Origin of the sequence: Polaromonas sp. (genome assembly GCF_039932935.1) — a bacterium.
Taxonomy (GTDB): domain Bacteria; phylum Pseudomonadota; class Gammaproteobacteria; order Burkholderiales; family Burkholderiaceae_C; genus Polaromonas.
This window is the reverse complement of sequence record NZ_JBDTPB010000106.1, coordinates 1-18,191: the sequence shown is the minus strand read 5'-3', so window position 1 is coordinate 18,191 and position 18,191 is coordinate 1. Positions and strand designations below refer to the sequence as shown.

General features: G+C 60.0%; 21 protein-coding genes. 3 read left to right on the top strand and 18 right to left on the bottom strand.

Annotation, left to right across the window (positions count from 1 at the left end):
• Positions 1–26: 26 nt before the first annotated feature.
• The 14 genes from ABI546_RS17505 to ABI546_RS17440 all read right to left on the bottom strand — a co-directional run bounded on the left by ABI546_RS17505 (position 27) and on the right by ABI546_RS17440 (position 11,702).
• Positions 27–1,013: a MucB/RseB C-terminal domain-containing protein gene (locus ABI546_RS17505; protein ID WP_348048566.1), complete on the bottom strand. Its 987-nt coding sequence runs from the start codon at positions 1,011–1,013 to the stop codon at positions 27–29.
• Between the two features lie 90 nt (positions 1,014–1,103).
• Positions 1,104–1,724 carry a sigma-E factor negative regulatory protein gene (locus tag ABI546_RS17500; RefSeq protein WP_348048564.1) on the bottom strand — a complete coding sequence of 207 codons (621 nt, stop codon included), beginning with the start codon at positions 1,722–1,724 and terminating at the stop codon, positions 1,104–1,106.
• A gap of 88 nt (positions 1,725–1,812) precedes the next feature.
• Positions 1,813–2,457, bottom strand: a complete 645-nt coding sequence (gene rpoE, locus ABI546_RS17495) for an RNA polymerase sigma factor RpoE (RefSeq protein WP_348048562.1) — start codon at positions 2,455–2,457, stop codon at positions 1,813–1,815.
• The gene (locus tag ABI546_RS17490; protein ID WP_348048560.1) at positions 2,454–2,903 is read right to left on the bottom strand and encodes a hypothetical protein; all 450 of its coding nucleotides are present in this window, start codon (positions 2,901–2,903) and stop codon (positions 2,454–2,456) included. The genes rpoE and ABI546_RS17490 overlap by 4 nt, the downstream gene beginning before the upstream one ends.
• Positions 2,904–3,022: 119 nt before the next feature.
• The gene (fabF, locus tag ABI546_RS17485) at positions 3,023–4,267 is read right to left on the bottom strand and encodes a beta-ketoacyl-ACP synthase II (protein ID WP_348048558.1); all 1,245 of its coding nucleotides are present in this window, start codon (positions 4,265–4,267) and stop codon (positions 3,023–3,025) included.
• Positions 4,268–4,351: 84 nt separating this feature from the next.
• Positions 4,352–4,591, bottom strand: coding sequence for an acyl carrier protein (acpP, locus tag ABI546_RS17480; RefSeq protein WP_007873885.1), 240 nt, complete (start codon positions 4,589–4,591; stop codon positions 4,352–4,354).
• Positions 4,592–4,752: 161 nt separating this feature from the next.
• Positions 4,753–5,499: a 3-oxoacyl-ACP reductase FabG gene (fabG, locus tag ABI546_RS17475; RefSeq protein WP_348048556.1), complete on the bottom strand. Its 747-nt coding sequence runs from the start codon at positions 5,497–5,499 to the stop codon at positions 4,753–4,755.
• A complete protein-coding gene (gene fabD, locus ABI546_RS17470) occupies positions 5,496–6,446 on the bottom strand; it encodes an ACP S-malonyltransferase (RefSeq protein ID WP_348048554.1) in 951 nt (316 codons plus the stop codon). Before fabD ends, fabG begins: the two co-directional genes overlap by 4 nt.
• A 92-nt stretch (positions 6,447–6,538) precedes the next feature.
• Positions 6,539–7,180 carry a hypothetical protein gene (locus ABI546_RS17465; RefSeq protein ID WP_348048552.1) on the bottom strand — a complete coding sequence of 214 codons (642 nt, stop codon included), beginning with the start codon at positions 7,178–7,180 and terminating at the stop codon, positions 6,539–6,541.
• A complete protein-coding gene (locus ABI546_RS17460; RefSeq protein WP_348048550.1) occupies positions 7,161–8,507 on the bottom strand; it encodes a sialidase family protein in 1,347 nt (448 codons plus the stop codon). Before ABI546_RS17460 ends, ABI546_RS17465 begins: the two co-directional genes overlap by 20 nt.
• A 45-nt stretch (positions 8,508–8,552) precedes the next feature.
• Entirely contained in the window at positions 8,553–9,530 is a 978-nt protein-coding gene (locus ABI546_RS17455; protein ID WP_348048548.1) for a beta-ketoacyl-ACP synthase III, read from the bottom strand.
• Positions 9,530–10,645: a phosphate acyltransferase PlsX gene (plsX, locus tag ABI546_RS17450; protein WP_348048546.1), complete on the bottom strand. Its 1,116-nt coding sequence runs from the start codon at positions 10,643–10,645 to the stop codon at positions 9,530–9,532. The genes ABI546_RS17455 and plsX overlap by 1 nt, the downstream gene beginning before the upstream one ends.
• Before the next feature lie 84 nt (positions 10,646–10,729).
• Positions 10,730–10,912 carry a 50S ribosomal protein L32 gene (gene rpmF / locus ABI546_RS17445; protein WP_007873878.1) on the bottom strand — a complete coding sequence of 61 codons (183 nt, stop codon included), beginning with the start codon at positions 10,910–10,912 and terminating at the stop codon, positions 10,730–10,732.
• A gap of 238 nt (positions 10,913–11,150) precedes the next feature.
• A complete protein-coding gene (locus ABI546_RS17440; RefSeq protein WP_348048544.1) occupies positions 11,151–11,702 on the bottom strand; it encodes a DUF177 domain-containing protein in 552 nt (183 codons plus the stop codon).
• A gap of 25 nt (positions 11,703–11,727) precedes the next feature.
• Between ABI546_RS17440 and ABI546_RS17435 the strand changes: the two genes are divergently transcribed.
• A complete protein-coding gene (locus ABI546_RS17435; protein ID WP_348048542.1) occupies positions 11,728–12,375 on the top strand; it encodes a Maf family nucleotide pyrophosphatase in 648 nt (215 codons plus the stop codon).
• Positions 12,372–13,139, top strand: coding sequence for an SAM-dependent methyltransferase (locus ABI546_RS17430; RefSeq protein WP_348048540.1), 768 nt, complete (start codon positions 12,372–12,374; stop codon positions 13,137–13,139). Before ABI546_RS17435 ends, ABI546_RS17430 begins: the two co-directional genes overlap by 4 nt.
• A gap of 68 nt (positions 13,140–13,207) precedes the next feature.
• On the opposite strand, the gene ABI546_RS17425 is transcribed toward ABI546_RS17430, so the two are convergent.
• The 4 genes from ABI546_RS17425 to ABI546_RS17410 form a co-directional block, all read right to left on the bottom strand.
• Entirely contained in the window at positions 13,208–14,164 is a 957-nt protein-coding gene (locus ABI546_RS17425; RefSeq protein ID WP_348048538.1) for a S49 family peptidase, read from the bottom strand.
• A 122-nt stretch (positions 14,165–14,286) separates the two neighbouring features.
• Positions 14,287–14,652, bottom strand: coding sequence for a Rieske 2Fe-2S domain-containing protein (locus ABI546_RS17420; RefSeq protein ID WP_348048536.1), 366 nt, complete (start codon positions 14,650–14,652; stop codon positions 14,287–14,289).
• A gap of 18 nt (positions 14,653–14,670) precedes the next feature.
• Positions 14,671–15,330, bottom strand: a complete 660-nt coding sequence (locus ABI546_RS17415; protein WP_348048534.1) for an HAD-IA family hydrolase — start codon at positions 15,328–15,330, stop codon at positions 14,671–14,673.
• Between the two features lie 41 nt (positions 15,331–15,371).
• Positions 15,372–16,391 (bottom strand): RluA family pseudouridine synthase, encoded by a 1,020-nt coding sequence (locus ABI546_RS17410; protein WP_348048661.1) that lies wholly within the window; start codon positions 16,389–16,391, stop codon positions 15,372–15,374.
• 776 nt (positions 16,392–17,167) lie between these two features.
• Here ABI546_RS17410 and ABI546_RS17405 point away from each other — a divergent pair.
• Positions 17,168–18,191, top strand: a 1,024-nt coding sequence (locus ABI546_RS17405) for an Rne/Rng family ribonuclease (RefSeq protein WP_348048532.1), incomplete at its 3' end; no start/stop codon positions are given.

Below are 18,191 nucleotides of genomic sequence, written 5' to 3'. Positions count from 1 at the left end.
CCCGGGTCATACGGGGACGCCGCCTATTATTTCTTGCGCTCCAGCCCGCTGGCAAACAGCTTCAAGGTTGCCATGGGGACTTCTCCCATCACCGTGACCCAATAGGCGTCCAGCTGTCGGGTGATGGTCTGGGTGGCGCCCATCGACAAACTGGATTCCTGACCGTGGCGCTGCCGGTCAAACGGCTCGACAAAGATTGACACCGACGCCAACCCGTCCGAAAAAACCCACTGCAGGGGCTCTTCACCGGATACGGGGCCGGGCGCCGGCGCTGGGGCAGAAACCGGCCGCTTGTAGCAGCTCATCGGCTTAAAGCCTGCCACGGGCGCCTTCAGTACCCAGCCTTCAGCACTGGCTGTGGTCTTCACGAGAACGGGTTTTTCAACGCGGTAACCGTCAACCTTGCCCATCATCTGAAGGAGCTTGTCCATCTTGACGGGGGCATCGAGTTGCAATTCTGAAAACGCGGCCTGTTCCAGGACTTTGCCGTCGGTATCCAGCGTTTGCAGCTTGACGACCAAACCCTTTTTCTGCTCCGTCCAGACGCGGTAACCAAAACGCAAGGCGTCCCTGGGTACCAGCACCACGATATCGGCCTCAACGCCGGCTACGCGCTCAGTCCCTTCGGACTTCACTTTGTAGTAGTCGGCGATACGGCTGTCGGTCGACTGAAGCAGCTGGGGAAACATGCCCAGCGACTCTCGTTTTTCGCTGCGGACTACCTTGTGGTCCGGCATAAAGGTGACCACCTGGTCGTTGTGCCGGAAAATGGAACGTGGCGCACCGGTGAGAGTCTCCACTCGCTCCATTTGCTGGTCACCCTCGCAAACATGCCAGATCTTGCCGCTGGACATGCTGCCTCCGGAGGAGACAACAAAGGTGCCGATGTACGACCGTTTTTTGGAAGACTCGTGCATGCGCATCAACCAGTCGTTGATGTTGCGGGACTCCACTGGTGCAGCGGCGGCAGCGGGTGGCGGCAGTGGCGCCACCTGAGCTGCTACGAAATTCATAGCTGGTAGCGCACATCCTGCAAGAGCTAGAAGGCGAAAAAGCTTGAATTTCATGGTGTTTTCGAGATCCGGCAGCAACATGGCGCCCGCTCAGCGGCCCGCATGTTGTGGCGTTTCAAAAGTAGCGTTCCGCAAAAACCCCGATGGCTCCTGCAGGGCGGAGGTGCCGCCCATCTGCTTGTGGGCAGCCAGCAGCTCCTCAAGCCGCGCATCCCGCACTACGGGGCCTCGTGGCGAAGCCACCACGACTTGCTGTGACACCGCCGACTGGGCCAGTTGCGGCGCCGGGCCGGAAGACAGCAAACCGGAGGCGTTCCAGGCAATCGCAGTAACAGCGGCCAGCGAGGCAACGCCCGCCACCAGCTTCCATCGAAAATCGCTGTCATTGGCGGCCTGGCCTCGCTGCTGCGAGATTTCCTGCGCGGGCGTTTGAACTGCGTCCGTCGCCGCAACGGCGGGACGGGAGTTCGAGCCAAGCGACGGTTCCTGGACGAGCCGCTGATTCAGACGCGCCAAAAAGGTCGGATCAGCCCCGCGGGTTCCCAGCGCAGGAGACCGCAATGCGTCGCCGATCAGGTGATAAGTGTCCCAGGCGGCAATCGCCGCGTTGTCGTGCCGGCTGGCGTGGAGCGCTGCCGCAAGTTCGTCTCCATCCAGTTGGCCATCGGCCAGGGCGGACATGAGTTCACTGGTGTGCATTGACGGTTTCATGGTGTTCGTGGGCAGCGGGACTGCCTGGGTGGAAGGCTGAAAATACGCAACTGATTTGTGGTTTCACTAATGGCTCCTGGATGCCGCTTCACCAGCGCTTGCCGCTCTGGTTTTCCAGTAATGGCTTCACCTTCTGGGAAATCGCCTCGCGCGCCCTGAAAATCCGGGACCGCACCGTGCCGATGGGGCAATTCATGGCTTCTGAAATCTCTTCATAGCTCAGCCCCTCTATTTCACGCAGGGTAATGGCTTGGCGAAGCTCTTCTGGCAAGGCCTCCATGGCGGCATTGATGATTTCGGCGATTTCCTTGGTGGCTAGCACGGCTTCGGGCGTTTCCGAGCTTGTTAGTTCGTTTTCCAGCGGGGAAGTTTCATCGCTTTCGTCGCTTTGGCCCGATTTAAAGGAGTTTTCGGAAACAGTCGGGTCCCGCTTAAGGTCCATCAAGGCCTTTTTCGCGGTATTGACCGCAATTCGGTAGAGCCACGTGTAAAACTGGGCCTCTCCCCTGAACTGCGCCAAAGCCCTGTAGGCGCGAATAAACGTCTCTTGGGCGATGTCTTCCACCAGGTCCACATCGCGCACCATGCGCCCTATCAGGCGCTGGATGCGCCGCTGATATTTGATCACCAGCAGCTCATAGGCCTTCTGGTCGCCCGCGACGGTGCGCTCCACCAGGACGGCGTCGCTGTCCGTGGGCTTTTCCGTCTCGAGAGGGGGAAAGTCAGCGCTCATGAATGGGGTGATGTAGCATCGGCTGGGCGCATAGGCCCCGATACTGCCACAGCCGGCGCGGGCTCTGACGGGAGTGAATCGTGCAGCGATGACGCGGACGACGACTTTCGTGGAGAATAAACCGCCCTGCGCAGGTCCAGCCAGCGATCCGGCATGGCATCGCGCTCCACCCAGAGCCACTCCCGGGCGTGAACGGTGTTTTCAAGCCCGAGCAGCAAATAGTGTTGAAGGTCGGCAAGGACCCAAAGCTCGTATTCTGCGATTCCCGCCTGGTAGCCCGGTTTTTCCCAACGCCAGCGGTCACCGTCCCACGCCAGTTGACCCAGTGCGGAATTGCGCCAGCCGCGGTACGCGGCAACGCCCGCCCCCACCACGCCAGCCGCCGCCAGACCGATGCGCCAATCCAGTTCACGGGTTTGAAAATACCAAAGAAAGGTCAGAAGCAAGCCAGACAGCCACAACCCTAATAGAAGCGAGCCCAGAAAACGCGAACGCCCCAGCGGATAAACAACCGGCGGGGCGTTATGCAAGGTCAAGACCGCGTGAGTGCGTGTGGGAGCCGAGATCAGGCGCGTTTGAAGACCAGTGAGCCGTTGGTTCCGCCAAAGCCGAAGTTGTTTTTGACGGCTACCTCAATCTTGGCGTCCCGCGCGGTGTTGGCGCAGTAATCCAGATCGCATGCAGGGTCCTGGTTGAAGATATTGATCGTCGGCGGGATTTTCTGGTGATACAGCGAAAGCACGGTAAACACCGATTCGATGCCGCCGGCTCCGCCCAACAGGTGCCCCGTCATGGATTTGGTCGAGCTGACCATCATGTTTTTGGCGTGGCTGCCAAACGCAGCCTTGATGGCATTGGTTTCGTTCAAGTCGCCCAGCAACGTGGATGTGCCGTGGGCATTGAGGTACTGCACTTCATCGGCATTGACGCCCGCATTCTTCAGCGCCATGACCATGGAGCGGCGCGGGCCGTCGATATCGGGCGCTGTCATGTGATGCGCATCCGCGCTCATGCCGAAACCTATCAGCTCGGCATAAATTCTGGCGCCGCGCGCCTTGGCATGCTCGTATTCTTCAAGAACCACCACACCGCTGCCTTCGCCCAGCACGAAACCATCACGGTCCCTGTCCCAGGGACGCGAAGCCGTTTTCGGGTCTTCGTTCCGGGTTGACACCGCGCGCGCCGCCGCAAAGCCGCCAATGCCCAATGGAGACACGCAGGACTCGGCGCCACCGGCCACCATCACGTCGCAATCACCATATTCAATCATGCGCGCGGACATGCCGATCGCGTGAAGGCCGGTGGTGCAGGCCGTGACGACCGCGACATTGGGGCCTTTGAATCCGAACTTGATGGATACGTGCCCCGAAATCATGTTGATGATCGAGGCAGGTACAAAGAAGGGGGACACCCGACGCGGACCGCGATTGATCAGCTCGGTATGCATTTGCTCGATCAACGGCAAACCGCCAATGCCCGAGCCGATATTGCAGCCAATGCGGGTCGCCATCTCGCCATCGAGCGCATCACCGGTAGGCAGGCCGCTGTCTGCGACCGCCTGGCAGGCCGCAGCCAGCCCCAGGTGAATGAAGCGGTCCATGTGCCGGGCTTCTTTTTCGGGGATGTAATCGCCGATATTAAAACCTTTGACCTCCCCCGCAAATTTGCAGGCAAAGTTGCTTGCATCAAACTGCTTGATCAGATCAATTCCGGTAACCCCGGCAACCAGATTGGCCCAGGAGTCAGCAACGGTATTACCTACCGGGGTGACACACCCTAGACCTGTCACGACGACACGACGACGGCTCATTCAGAAATCCTGAGAAGAACCTGAAAAGCCTTGGGACGGCATTTCAGGCTTGATGGCTGCAAGGCAGGAGCGAAAGCCCCGGCCTTAAGCCTTTTGATGGGTGTTGGCGTAGTCAATCGCGTTCTGGACGGTGGTGATCTTCTCGGCGTCTTCGTCGGGAATCTCAATGCCAAACTCGTCTTCCAGAGCCATAACCAGTTCTACGGTGTCAAGTGAGTCAGCGCCCAGATCAGCCACAAAAGCTTTCTCGTTGGTGACCTGGCCTTCTTCCACGCCAAGTTGCTCGGCAATGATTTTCTTAACACGTGCTTCGATATCGCTCATAGTTCCCTCTGAGGGTTGTAAATTAATCCGTGATTTTACCGCGTTAGAGTCGTTTCCCTAAGCACCGCGCCGGACGGATAAAAACCGGCTTCGATTTCCTGTGTTTTTAACACTGTTGGCCTGCCATTTTCATGAAACCGCAGGCCGGAACGGGTCAAGCGCTACATATACATGCCGCCGTTGACGTGAATCTCCTGGCCCGTAATGTATGCCGCCTGCGGGCTGGCCATAAAGGCCACAGCGTGGGCAATGTCTTGCGGTTTGCCAAGGTGCCCCAGCGGAATCTGCCCCAAAAGGGCTTTTTGCTGCTCTTCCGGCAATCCGGCTGTCATGTCGGTTTCGATAAATCCAGGTGCCACGCAGTTGACGGTTATGTTACGCGAGCCCAGTTCCCGTGCGAGCGCGCGTGTCATGCCGGCTACGCCGGCCTTGGCCGCCGCGTAATTGGACTGCCCCGCATTGCCCGAAGCCCCCACGACAGACGTGATGCTGATGATGCGGCCGTAGCGTTGCTTCATCATGGTGCGCATGACCGCACGGCTCATGCGAAACACGGCCTTGAGGTTGGTATCCAGCACGGCATCCCAGTCGTCGTCCTTGAGCCGCATTGCGAGCATGTCGCGCGTGATACCCGCGTTGTTCACCAACACCTGCAGGCCGCCGTGCTCCTTGACGATGCCGTCGATCAACGCTTCGGCTGCCGTCATGTCGTTCACGTTCAGGTTTTTCCCGCCGCAACCGGGAAAAGCGGCCAATGCCTGGCTAATTTTGGTGGCGCCTTCGTCACTGGTGGCGGTCCCAGTCACCTTCAGGCCTTTTTGGGCCAACTCCAGTGCAATGGCGGCGCCAATGCCGCGCGACGCTCCCGTCACCAGCGCAACCTGGCCTTCAAACTTCATTTCGCTCATGCCAATAACTCCTTCGCTTCGGCCATGGAGGCCGGATCAAACAATGCAATACCCGTCAATTCGGGGTCGATTCTTTTGGCCATGCCCGCCAGCACCTTGCCGGGGCCGCACTCCACTAGATTCGTCAAGCCGCGTGCCTTGATGGCCCGGACACACTCCACCCATCGCACCGGGCCAAACGCCTGCCGGTACAACGCCTCGCGGATACGCCCGGCATCCGTTTCAACGGCCACGTCAATATTGTTGATGACTGGAATCTGCGGCGGCGCGAAGTCGATAGCGGCCAGTTTTTCACGAAGTTTTTCGGCGGCTGATTTCATCAGACTGGAATGAAACGGGGCCGACACCGGCAGAGGCAGCGCCCGTTTGGCGCCGTTGGCCTTGAACATTTCACAAGCCTTTTCAACAGCCGCCGTGCTGCCCGCAATGACGGTCTGCGTGGGATCGTTGAAATTTACGGCTTCCACCACTTCCGCTGCACCAAGCCCGAAACTGCGCGTCACCTCGGCGCAGCCCTCCACCACCTTGTCGGTCCCCATACCCATAATGGCCGCCATCGCACCCACACCGACCGGCACGGCGTTCTGCATGGCCTGCGCCCGAAAGCGAACCAGCGGCGCGGCCTGCGCCAATGAAAGCACACCAGAAGCCACCAGCGCGGAATATTCGCCCAACGAATGGCCAGCCACCGCAGCGGGCGCCACGCCGGTCTCCTCTACCCAGGCCCGATAAGCGGCGACACCCGCAATCAGCATGACGGGCTGGGTGTTGGTTGTCAGCGCGAGGGCCTCTTTGGGGCCTTCCTTGATCAACTTTCCCATGTCCTCGTCCAGCGCGTCAGAAGCCTCCGCCAGCGTCTGCAATACCGCGCGATGGTCTCCCCACGCATCCAGCATGCCGACTGACTGGGAACCTTGGCCAGGAAAAACAACAGCAAACGATTTCAAATGATTACTCCAGTGGTCGAATTCCAGGATGGCTGAAAAGCATCCGCATCCATTTTAAGAACATGAACAGTCACTTTTGAGGCGCCAGCGCGTCAAGGCGACAGCGAAATGGTGCCATGGTGCATACGGCGCAGCCACGCAAAACCGCGGCCCACAGCCAACTTGATGCTTTGAAAGATGGCAGCAACACCAAGCCATGGGTCAATGAGGTAGTCCCACAGATTGGTGGACTCCATCGCACCGGCGACCCAAGCCAGAAGTGCCACGGCCACCAGCACCGGCACTAGCCGAAACCCCTTGACCCAACACATGATTGAGACAAGCAGCAACACCACCCCCAGGCCCGGTGAACCCCAGCCAAGCCGGTAAGCGTCCCAGTCGCCCCACCCCAGGGCCAACGGATATAAAAACAGTGCGCCCATAGCGAACACCAGATTGACCGAAGTACGCTCACGGAGAACCGTCGGAGGCTCGCCGGACAGACGCCGATACATTCCAAGACATGCCAGAACCACCAGTGAAATGCTCAAGTCCGAACTGACACCACGAACATACGCGAGCAAAGGCAAACCGGCAGATCCCACCGGACACCACAACAGCACAAACACCGCCGCGGTGACCCATCGGGTCCAGAGCGCTCCGCCATAGCGCCAGCTCAACAGGCGCAGACACCCGGCACACAGTACAAGGTCGATGCCGAGCAAGGCGAACAGATCATTTGCTGGCGGGAGCATGGCCGGGTGCCGCTTGGGCGGCTTGAAGATTTTGCAGGGGATCGAGCCGGACGTGCTTGATGCGCGTGCGGTGCCAGGTGTAAACCAGATGCAAATAGCCGTCGCGGCTTTGCAGCAGGTAGGGATAAGAGAACTCCTGCGAGCAGCTCTGGTCACCGCACAGCTGGCGCCGGGCACTCGCCACATACGCCTGGACTTCGTCTTCGCGCGCGCCGCGAGCTTTGAGTTCCTGGCTCAGCAAACGCTCGTACTCAGTCAGAGACGTACGCACTTGCGGATTGGCCGACGACTCCACAAGCCATGGCGTCGCGCCATCAAACGAGCCCCCCGCAGCCGTCTGCAACAGGGCCAGAACCTCACGATTCCTGGGCGCCGGATTCAGGGCCAGCCATTGTGTTCCAGCATTGGTCACTGCCCCGCCTACCGCAGAATCCGGGTTGGGCCACGCAGTGACCTGGGTGGGCGCCCAGGTCTTGCCAGCATCCGTGGTGTGCGACGCCATCAACGCCGTGGCATTGCCCGCGCGCATATAGATCTGCGCTTTTTCAGATGCCGAGACCAAGACCACCGGCTGCAGGCTGCCACGGCTGCCGGGTATGCGCACCTTGTCGATCACCTGGCCAGCGCTATTGATGCGAAGAACTTCGCCAAACTTGGTGACGAACTCGTGATAGACCGGCAAGCCAGTTTCTCCATTCTCAAAATTGACGGGCGCCGCCTTGACCAAGGTGCTGATGTTCAAAAAAGGCGAGGTCACCAGCCGGTGCGGCGCGCTCCAGGTAAAGCCCTCATCGGCGGAACGCGCCCAAGTGATGGAGCTGCCCGCCCACCCGCCTAGCGAGACGTTGACCATCCACAGCCAGAGCGCTCCGTCGGGCGCTCGCGCAATCACCGGATTGCCCAGTTTTTTGACATAGCGCCACAAGCCCTGCTGGAGTTTGTTCCGGTCAAACAGCGTGCTTTCGGCACCCCACCGCAAACTTGCAGGATCCATGACAGCGGTCTGGATCGTGACATCCCCAGCCCCTTCGCGTGACCCCGAAAACCAGACCGCTCGCAGGCGGCCGTCGTTCAGCTCGACCATGGAAGCCGCATGCACCGCCTGGCCGGGAGAAGATGACACGAACTGCGCATCAAAGCGAAAACGCCCGTCTGGCGACAGTTGCTGTGAGGGAGGTTTGGCGACGGGAGCTACGGGGCCGCTCAACGGCACCGTCAATGGGGAGGCGGGTGTACGCTGCGAAATTTTCCATCCGGCCAGCGCAAAGGCGAGCACCAGCGCCGCTGCCACAAGGCGATCCACCGCACCGGAAGGTCTGAAATTCAAATGCCCCACCTGTCTGTGAAAGCCTGGCAGAGGGGTAGGAGCCGCTCAGTAATTGAGAAGCACCGCACCCCAGGTAAAGCCGCCGCCTACGCCTTCCAGCATAAGGGTGTCGCCTTTTTTGATCTTGCCGCTGCGCACCGCCACATCCAGCGCGAGCGGGATGGACGCAGCGGACGTGTTGCCGTGCTGGTCGACCGTGACGATGAGTTTCTCAAGCGGCATCTTTAATTTCTTGGCGGTGCTTTGCATGATGCGGATATTGGCCTGATGCGGGACGAGCCAGTCAATGTCGGCGTCGGTCATGTTGGCCTTTGCCAGCGTCGCGCGTGCGGCACTTTCCAGTACGCCCACGGCCAGCTTGAATACGGCCTGGCCATCCATCTTCAGAAGAGGATCACCGAGAATCTGACCACCCGACACATTGCCGGGGACGCAGAGAATACCGACATGTTTACCGTCGGCGTGCAGGTCGCTGGCAAGAATACCGGGCGTCTCCGACGCCTCAAGCACCACGGCGCCCGCACCGTCACCGAAGAGCACGCAGGTGGTCCGGTCCGAAAAATCAAGGATGCGCGAAAACACTTCCGCCCCGACGACCAGCGCTTTGGTCGCCGAGCCCGTGCGGATCATGGCGTCCGCCACGGTCAACGCATAGACAAATCCGCTGCACACAGCCTGCATATCAAACGCAGGACAGCCGGCAATTCCCAGCTTGTTCTGCAAAATGCACGCAGCCGAAGGAAACACCATGTCCGGCGTCGATGTCGCCACGATGATGAGGTCAATGTCAGAGGGCTGCAGGCCCGCAGCCTGCAGGGCATTCTTGGCGGCTTCCACGCCGAGGTCGCTGCTGGTCACATCCGCTGCCGCAAAATGGCGTGCCCGTATGCCGGTGCGCTCCACGATCCATTCGTCGGAGGTTTCGACTCCCCGAGTGGCCAATTCGGCTGCCAGGTCGGCGTTGGTCAATCGGCGCGGAGGCAAATAGCTACCGGTGCCGGTGATGCGTGAGTAACGGGTCATTAGTGGGGGGCTGGTGTTGGGACTGCTGAGCCAATTGGCACTGAATAGGTCTCGAGCACCACTTCGGCAGTGGCCGCCGCTTGCGCCGCCACCAACAAAGGTGCTGCATGGGCAATACGTTCGCGAACTCTCTCAAGCAAATTGTTCCGAGCCGCATCATAAGCCCGATTCAGCGCGGTCTCGAAAGCAAAAGCATCCGCCGAACCGTGACTTTTGAAAACCAAACCTTGCAGGCCTAACAACGCGGCACCGTTGTAACGGCGATGATCTACGCGATTTTTAAACGCAGTTAGCACCGGATAGGCCACGATGGCGGCGAATTTAGTGAAAATATTTCTGGAAAACTCGGCTTTGATAAAGCCGCCAATCATGCTGGCCAGCCCTTCACTGGCTTTCAGGGCGACATTTCCGACGAAGCCATCGCACACGACAATATCAGTAGTACCTTTGAAAATATCGTTGCCTTCGACATTTCCATAAAAATTCAAATCACCGGAATTCGATGCAGAACGCAGAAGTTCGCCGGCTTTTTTGATAATTTCGCTACCTTTGATAGCTTCTTCGCCAATGTTGAGCAAGCCCACGCTCGGCGTCGGATTCTCAGAAATAGCCGAAACCAAGGCAGAGCCCATGACGGCGAACTGAAGGAGGTGGTCTTCGGTGCAGTCAACGTTGGCACCGAGATCCAGTACCGTCGTTGCGCCTCCGAGCGCATTGGGTAGCTGCGTGGCAATGGCCGGCCGGTCTATGCCATCCATCGTTTTGAGGACGTAGCGCGCGATCGCCATCAGGGCGCCGGTATTGCCGGCTGACACAGCCGCTTGGGCCGCACCGCTCTTGACCTGGTTCATGGCTATCCGCATGGAAGAGTTCTTCTTGCGACGCAAGGCAATCTCAATGGGGTCGTCCATGGTGACGATTTCGCTCGCCGCAACGATCTCACAGCGTGAATGGGCTTGCAGCCTGGCATGAAGCGGGTGCGCCGCCAGAACTTCGGGCTGGCCAACCAACACCACGGACGCATCCGGGTGTCCCTCCAGAAAAGCCAGGCTGGCTGGAAGGGTGACGGCGGGGCCGATATCGCCGCCCATGGCATCGACAGCGATCCTGATCATGGGATGACCGGTGCAGTCAAGAAGTGATATTCAGGCAAAAGAAAGGCCCGCAGGATGAGTGCGGGCCCATGCTTTAAACGTGGATTACGCTTCGGATTTGGTTTTGAGCACCTTGCGGCCGCGGTAAAAACCGGTGGGGCTGATGTGGTGACGCAAATGGGTTTCGCCCGTGGTGGATTCCACGGCAATACCTGGCACGGTGAGTGCATTGTGCGAACGGTGCATACCGCGCTTCGAAGGTGACTTTTTGTTTTGCTGGACGGCCATGATCCGCTCCTGATGGGGTGTAAGGTTGGTAAATTACGCACCAAATTCCGAGTTCAGATGGCTGGACCTGAATATCGGCCCAAGGCGGTCTAAACGCCGTGTCACCGTATTCACCGCATTGGTACGCGAAGCCTTTGATTATAGCTCGATGCGGGGCAATTTTCACTACGTCAGTACCAGACCGGGTAAATGTGGGCCACAGCTAAGACTTATTGCCAATTTAAGTAATACAAAATAGCTATTTTTTTGCCTTGAGTTGCGCTAAAACCGCAAAGGGGTTGGGTTTTTCCCCCGATGTCCCGGCCGAATCACCCTCTGTCAGCTCACCCGCCTGGAGCTTGGGCGGCACGGGACACTCCTCATGCATGGGCACCAAAGGCAAGGCCATCAGCAATTCATCTTCCAGCACAGCGAGCAGATCAAACTGAGGCTCCATCACCAACAGATCCTCTTCCGACTGGTCATCCTCGGCCATAGCAATGTCTTCACTGGCCACAAAGCGGTACCACTGGTCCACCTGCACGGGTGTGGCAACCACGCCCATGCAGCGCTGGCAGGTCAGCGGAACCACGGCGCCGGCGATCAGATGCAGCCACACATCGTCCTCGGCACCCGGACGCGGCCTCAACTCCCCCATCGCCTCCCATTTCACGGCCGAATCGGGCTGCAGCCCTTGCGCTTCGTGCGCAAGGCGCTCCATATTTTGTAGCAAGGTAGTTTCGGTCAGTGCCGCACCATCCTGGGCGAATGCGGTTACGTTGAGTCGGCTGGGCTGCAAGGATCTGGACATACAGGCAGTGTAAGAGAATCGAGGCATGAATCCTGTTTCCGATCCCCTGAGCACCGCCGAACGCACCCCTCCAAACCGCCCGCTGATTTTGGGCTCTAGCTCCCGATACCGGCGCGAGCTGCTGCAGCGGCTGCGTATTCCGTTTGAGGTGGCCTCGCCCGACGTGGACGAGACGCCCGGCTTCGGGGAGCTTCCCGGCGCACTGGCCGAGCGCCTGGCCCTGGCAAAGGCCCGCGCGGTCGCTGCAGCATTTCCCGGCGCCGTCGTCATTGGCTCCGACCAGGTGGCCGACCTCGATGGCCAACCGCTCGGCAAGCCGGGCACCCATGAAAAAGCCGTCGCCCAGTTGCGCCGGATGCGAGGGCAAACGGTTATTTTTCAGACAGCCGTGGCCGTGGTGTGCCTGGAAAGCGGCTATGAAGCGCAGAGTCTGGCGGCGGTCAAGGTGAAGTTTCGCGCGTTGACGGATGATGAAATTGAGAATTACCTGCGTGCCGAACAGCCTTACGACTGCGCGGGCAGCGCAAAAAGCGAAGGTTTGGGCATCGCGTTGCTCGAATCGATCGACAACGACGACCCCACGGCACTGGTCGGCCTGCCGCTGATTCGCACCTGCAGGCTCATTCAGGCTGCGGGCGTGAAACTGCTTTCACCTCAAGGGAGCCAGGCATGAGCGGCGCAGCGAAGGGAAAACTCTATTTGGTGCCCGCGCCGCTCGACTTCGGCTGCGATGAGCTCGCTCCGCTGCAGGACGTCATGCCGCTGGGCACCGTGCACATCGCGGCCCGGCTTAGCCGCTGGATTTGTGAGAACGCCAAAAGCACGCGCGCCTACCTCAAACGTATTGACGCGCTGCAGCCTTTAACAGTGCCGCTGCAGTCCCAGCAAATCCAGGAACTGCCGCGCGAAGTCCACAAAAAAGGCGATCACACCGGCAGTTTCGACGCACGCCCCTTGTTGTTGGCGGCGACCGAAGGCCACGATGTCGGACTGGTTAGCGAAGCCGGCATGCCGGCCATTGCGGATCCCGGGTCTTCCGTGGTGCGCGCGGCCCATGACCTGGGCTTGGAGGTCGTGCCCCTGACCGGGCCGATGTCGCTGATGCTGGCCCTGGCAGCCAGTGGCCTTAACGGCCAGAATTTTGCCTTTGGCGGTTACCTGCCGCAAACGCCCGCCGAACGCGTGCAGCGCATCCGTGAACTCGAATCCCTGGCACTTAAATCAGGGCAGACCCAGATTTTTATTGAAACCCCTTATCGCAATGCAGCGCTGTTTCAGTCCCTCCTGCAAACGTTGCAGGGCAACACCCGGCTGTCGCTCAGTTGCGGCCTGACGATGCACAAGTGCTGGTCCCGCAGCGCCCAGGTCAGCACCTGGAAACGCGACAAAACCCAGGCGCCACTGGACTTGCCGACCGTTTTTTGTATGGGCCGCTAAAAACAAAAAAGCCCGCTTAATGCGGGCTTTTTTATAGAGGCAATAACCAAGCTACCCAGGCCGTTTTTTCAGCGAAGCGCGGGAATCGCCTTGAAGGCCTTCATCGCGCCTTCCCCCATCGCTGCACCAAACTTTTTGGCCAGGCGTTCGGCCACGTTGTCGCGGCGGGTGTAGTCGATGATCTCATCGGTCTTGACCACCTCGCGTGCCACGTATTCCAGGTTGCCGAGCTGGTCGGCAAGGCCCAGTTCCACAGCCTGCTGCCCACTCCAGAACAGGCCGCTGAACATCTCCGGGGTTTCCTTCAGGCGTTTGCCACGGCCGGCTTTGACCACCGTGATGAACTGCTGGTGAATCTGATCGAGCATGGCTTGGGCAAAGGCTTTTTGCTTGTCGCTTTGCGGGCTGAAGGGATCCAAAAAGCCTTTGTTCTCGCCGGCCGTCAACAAACGGCGCTCTACGCCGAGTTTGTCCATCAAGCCGGTGAAACCAAAGCCGTCCATCAGCACGCCGATGCTGCCGACAATGCTGGCCTTGTCGACATAAATCTTGTCTGCCGAGACGGCGATGTAATAAGCCGCCGATGCGCAGGTTTCCTCGACCACGGCGTAAACCGGCTTTTTGTGCTTGGCCTTCAGGCGCAAGATTTCATCGTTCATCATGCCAGCCTGCACCGGACTTCCGCCGGGTGAGTTGATCAGCAGTACGACGGCCTTGGCACCGTCATCTTCAAAGGCGGCACGCAGGGCTGCGTTGACAAACTCGGCGCTGGCATCTGCCCCCGCGGCGATTTCACCCTTGATTTCCACCACGGCGGTGTGCGGCACCGCCGCATCGGAAGCTGGGGTGCCACGGTGCAATGCCATCCAAACCAGGGCAATAAAAAACGCCAGCCAGGACAGCCGTACAAAGGTTTTCCAGCGCCGTGTGGCCTTTTGCTCATTGAGCGCCGCGAAGGCCAGCTTTTCCAGCGTTGCGCGCTCCCAGCCAGGGGTATTGGACGGATCGGCAGCGGATCTTTTCATTTGCGCGTGTGGCGGAAGCGACTCAGGGTGGTTAGGCCGAAAGTCAGATTCACGCAGCGAATCGGAGTCCATGGGAGGGTCGGGGCGGTGGGGATCGTTCATGTGCAATAGTTTAGAGAGGTTTAGAACGCTAACGGCTTGAGGTTGTAAGCAGAATGCCAATAAACAACCCCTTCACTTTCTGAAAGTGCGATTTTGACCAGTCCCCCCTGGCAGGGGCCGCCGGCGCATTGGCCGGTATCCGGGCGGTAAGCCGCACCGTGGCTGGCGCAGAGCAGCCACCGCCCCTCGGCGTCAAACACCCGGTTGGGCTGCCAGTCCAGTTCCATGGCGACATGGGTACAGCGGTTGAGGTAAGCATGCGCAAGGCCTTCAAAACGAACCGCAAAGGCGCGGCAAGTCTGGCCGGCGTACACCACATCGAACGGCACGGCGAGCCCGCCCTCAAGAAGGTCTCGGCTATTGCATAGCGCTTGCCGTTCATCCATGGAGGTTGTCATCCCAAACTAGCCGTTGGCCAGCAGCCAGGAGTGCAGCTCCAGCACCGAATGCGCCACATGCCGCGGCGACAGCTCGGTAAAGGTATCCGGCTCATGCGCGCCATAACTCACCCCGACGCTGGGGCAGCCGGCATTGACGGCCATTTGCAGGTCATGGGTCGTGTCACCGACCATCAGCACCCGCGCGGGGGCCACGCCAAACTCCGCCATCAGCTCATGCAACATGCGCGGGTCCGGTTTGCCTGCTGTCTCATCGGAGGTGCGCGAACCATCGAACACCCCTTTGAGCTCCACGGTGCGCAGCACCTCATCCAGCCCGCGACGTGATTTACCCGTGGCAACCGCCAGCAAGTGACCCCGCGCCTTCAAGGCGTCCAGCAACGGCAGCACGCCCTCAAAGAGGCTCAGGTCATCGTAATGTGCGGCGTAGTGATGGCGGTAGCGTTCTCCCAGTTGGGGATACCGTTCAGGGGGTACGTCCGGTGCGGCGTGGGCCAGGGCCTGCATGAGCCCCAGGCCAATCACATAACCGGCTTCTTTGTCAGTCGGCACCGTACCGCCTACATCAGCTACCGCGGCCTGGATGCATCGCACGATGATTTTGGTCGAATCAAACAGCGTGCCGTCCCAGTCGAAGGCGATCAGGTCGAAATTTCGGGTTTGCATCGGCCTATTGTCGCCGGGGCTGCCGTAACCTTGCAGCAGCGTTAAACCATGTCCTCAGGCGTTGCTGGCAAAAACTGCTGCAGCTCGGGCGGCAACGGCGCTTGCAGGTGCACCACCTTGCGCAACTTGGGATGGTTGAACTTCAAACTCCAGGCATGCAGGAACATGCGCTTGAGCGGCACCGCGCCAGCCGCAGATTTCTGCAGCGCCCGGTTCAACTCGAAGTCGCCGTATTTGTCGTCACCCGCAATCGGGTGCCCCTCATTGGACAGATGCACCCGGATTTGATGCGTGCGGCCCGTCTTGATCGTGACCTCGAGCAAGGTGAAAGCCGTTGCAGGCGCCAGCAGGCTGGCAGGAAAGGCCGATTTGACCTTGACCAGCGTCACCGAGCGCATGCCGTCGGGATGCTCATTAGGCACCACCTTCACGCGCCGCTCGCCGTCAGGCAACAGGTATTTATGCAGCGCCTTGTCGATCACGCGGTGGTTGGCCGGCCAGTCACCGCCGACCAACGCCAGATAAACCTTGTCGGTTTCGCGCTCCCTGAATTGTTCCTGGAGCAGCTTGAGCGCCATGCGCCGCTTGGCAATCAGCAAGATGCCGCTGGTTTCGCGGTCAAGCCTGTGCACCAGCTCCAGGAAGTCGGCTTCCGGGCGCGCCATGCGCAGCTGCTCGATCACGCCAAAACTTACGCCGCTGCCGCCGTGCACGGCCACGCCGGCCGGTTTGTCGATGGCGAGCAAGAAGTCGTCTTCAAAAAGGATGGGGAATTCGCGGGACGGCGCGTAACCACCGGTGGTCGAACTCGCGCCGTGCCGGGCGATTTCCTGGGCCATGGCCTGGGCTTTCTGCTCGGCCCGTTCGGATGTCCGCACCGGCGGCAGGCGCACGATGTCGCCCGCTTCGACACGGGTGTCCGCCTGCGCCCGGCCTTTGTTAACCCTCACTTCGCCGCTTCGAATGATGCGGTAAACATGGGTTTTTGGCACGCCCTTGAGCTGGCGGATCAGGAAATTGTCCAGGCGCTGGCCGGCGTAGTCTTCGTCCACCGTAACCAGCGTGGCCTGAGGCGCGGGCGGGGTCGCTACGGGCTGGGCGGCTACGGCACGCGCGGGGGGTGGCTTGGGTCTGGGCGCGGGCGCGGCGGGGCGAACCGGTGTTTTCCCGAGTCTTCTTGCCTGGCCTGGCGCTGCCCCTATAATGTGTTTCACTAGCGATGCGCTGTAAGTGGTTGATTTGTCTGGAGTTTAGTCCACGCAAGTCCCCCGCCCTCAAAAGGCAAACAAGCAGCCTCGCTGGAAGGTCGATGCCCACGCCGGCAATTGCCCGCAAGCGACGAGTGCCAGGCACCTCGCGGCGAGCGTCTTTGCACGGTAGAAGAGTCGACGTTTTGCGAACACAACCACGGAATACCATGTGTGCAGCCCAAGTCACGAACAACAGGCTGCATGCGGATCCAGTCGAGATCAAGTCCTTAACGGGTAGCCTTCTGATGACAACACTGGTCAGTCTGATTTATATATGCCTGCGGCGCCTCACGACATTCGTGGGCCCTGCTTTCGGCATGAATCAGCCGCCAGCCCTTGTACAGCGGGCGCAAGCAGCTACTATTTTTGTAGCACCCATCCGTTTGACCCCTGCTCGCTCCATCCACGCGCCTACGCCCAGACCACGTCGCTGACCGATTTATTTCGGTCGGCCGCGTGCTGTCAAAAGCTCTCCGGCAATTCCTCCAGTTCGCACTGCGTCCCTCCGGCGTCGTTGGCCCATTTTGGGCATGTGATTGATGTTCGAGACATGACATCAAAACGAAGAACGATAAGGAAGGCTACCCATGAAACGGATGCTGGTAAACGCCACACAGGCTGAAGAACGCCGTCTGGCGATCGTCGATGGACAAAAACTCCTCGACTACGAAATTGAAATCGAAGGGCGCGAGCAGCGCAAGGGAAACATCTACAAGGCAGTCGTCACGCGCGTCGAGCCCTCGCTGGAAGCCTGCTTCGTCGACTACGGTGAAGACCGCCACGGGTTCCTGCCGTTCAAGGAAATCTCCAAGCAGTACTTTGCCCAGGGCGTGCCCGTCAACCAGGCGCGCATCAACGATGTGATCCGCGAAGGCCAGGAACTGCTGGTCCAGGTCGAAAAAGAAGAACGCGGCAACAAGGGCGCAGCCCTCACCACCTTCGTCTCCCTGGCAGGCCGCTACGTGGTCCTGATGCCCAACAACCCGCGCGGCGGTGGCGTGAGCCGCCGCATCGAGGGCGAAGACCGGGCCGAGCTCAAAGAGAACATGGACCAGCTGGAATATCCCAACGGGATGTCCATCATCGCGCGCACCGCCGGCATCGGCCGCAGCGCGCCTGAGCTGCAGTGGGACCTGAACTACCTGCTCAAGCTCTGGACCGCCATTGACGGCGCAGGCAAGGGCGGCAAGGGCGCTTACCTGATTTACCAGGAATCCAGCCTCGTGATCCGCGCCATCCGCGACTACTTCAACAGCGACATCGGCGACATCCTTTTTGACACCGACGACGTCTATGAACAAGCGCGCCAGTTCATGGCCCACGTGATGCCCGAGCACGAGCACCGCGTCAAGCGCTACCGTGACGACGCGCCGCTGTTCAGCCGCTTCCAGATCGAGCACCAGATCGAATCGGCTTATGCCCGCACCGTGCAGCTGCCCTCCGGTGGCGCCATCGTCATTGACCACACCGAAGCGCTGGTTTCGGTCGACGTCAACTCGGCCCGCGCCATCAAGGGCGGCGACATCGAAGAAACCGCCACCCGCACCAACCTCGAAGCCGCCGACGAAGTGGCCCGCCAGATGCGCCTGCGCGACCTGGGCGGCCTGATCG

What these genes read in the sequence shown, in the direction of transcription:
- ABI546_RS17420 (WP_348048536.1), bottom strand. Translation starts at nt 14,652, where the DNA reads ATGGATGAACGGCAAGCGCTATGCAATAGCCGAGACCTTCTTGAGGGC.
- ABI546_RS17440 (WP_348048544.1), bottom strand. Translation starts at nt 11,702, where the DNA reads ATGTCCAGATCCTTGCAGCCCAGCCGACTCAACGTAACCGCATTCGCC.
- acpP (WP_007873885.1), bottom strand. Translation starts at nt 4,591, where the DNA reads ATGAGCGATATCGAAGCACGTGTTAAGAAAATCATTGCCGAGCAACTT.
- fabG (WP_348048556.1), bottom strand. Translation starts at nt 5,499, where the DNA reads ATGAGCGAAATGAAGTTTGAAGGCCAGGTTGCGCTGGTGACGGGAGCG.
- plsX (WP_348048546.1), bottom strand. Translation starts at nt 10,645, where the DNA reads ATGATCAGGATCGCTGTCGATGCCATGGGCGGCGATATCGGCCCCGCC.
- rpoE (WP_348048562.1), bottom strand. Translation starts at nt 2,457, where the DNA reads ATGAGCGCTGACTTTCCCCCTCTCGAGACGGAAAAGCCCACGGACAGC.
- ABI546_RS17505 (WP_348048566.1), bottom strand. Translation starts at nt 1,013, where the DNA reads ATGAATTTCGTAGCAGCTCAGGTGGCGCCACTGCCGCCACCCGCTGCC.
- rpmF (WP_007873878.1), bottom strand. Translation starts at nt 10,912, where the DNA reads ATGGCCGTCCAGCAAAACAAAAAGTCACCTTCGAAGCGCGGTATGCAC.
- ABI546_RS17435 (WP_348048542.1), top strand. Translation starts at nt 11,728, where the DNA reads ATGAATCCTGTTTCCGATCCCCTGAGCACCGCCGAACGCACCCCTCCA.
- ABI546_RS17415 (WP_348048534.1), bottom strand. Translation starts at nt 15,330, where the DNA reads ATGCAAACCCGAAATTTCGACCTGATCGCCTTCGACTGGGACGGCACG.
- ABI546_RS17425 (WP_348048538.1), bottom strand. Translation starts at nt 14,164, where the DNA reads ATGAAAAGATCCGCTGCCGATCCGTCCAATACCCCTGGCTGGGAGCGC.
- ABI546_RS17455 (WP_348048548.1), bottom strand. Translation starts at nt 9,530, where the DNA reads ATGACCCGTTACTCACGCATCACCGGCACCGGTAGCTATTTGCCTCCG.
- ABI546_RS17465 (WP_348048552.1), bottom strand. Translation starts at nt 7,180, where the DNA reads ATGCTCCCGCCAGCAAATGATCTGTTCGCCTTGCTCGGCATCGACCTT.
- fabF (WP_348048558.1), bottom strand. Translation starts at nt 4,267, where the DNA reads ATGAGCCGTCGTCGTGTCGTCGTGACAGGTCTAGGGTGTGTCACCCCG.
- ABI546_RS17430 (WP_348048540.1), top strand. Translation starts at nt 12,372, where the DNA reads ATGAGCGGCGCAGCGAAGGGAAAACTCTATTTGGTGCCCGCGCCGCTC.
- ABI546_RS17500 (WP_348048564.1), bottom strand. Translation starts at nt 1,724, where the DNA reads ATGAAACCGTCAATGCACACCAGTGAACTCATGTCCGCCCTGGCCGAT.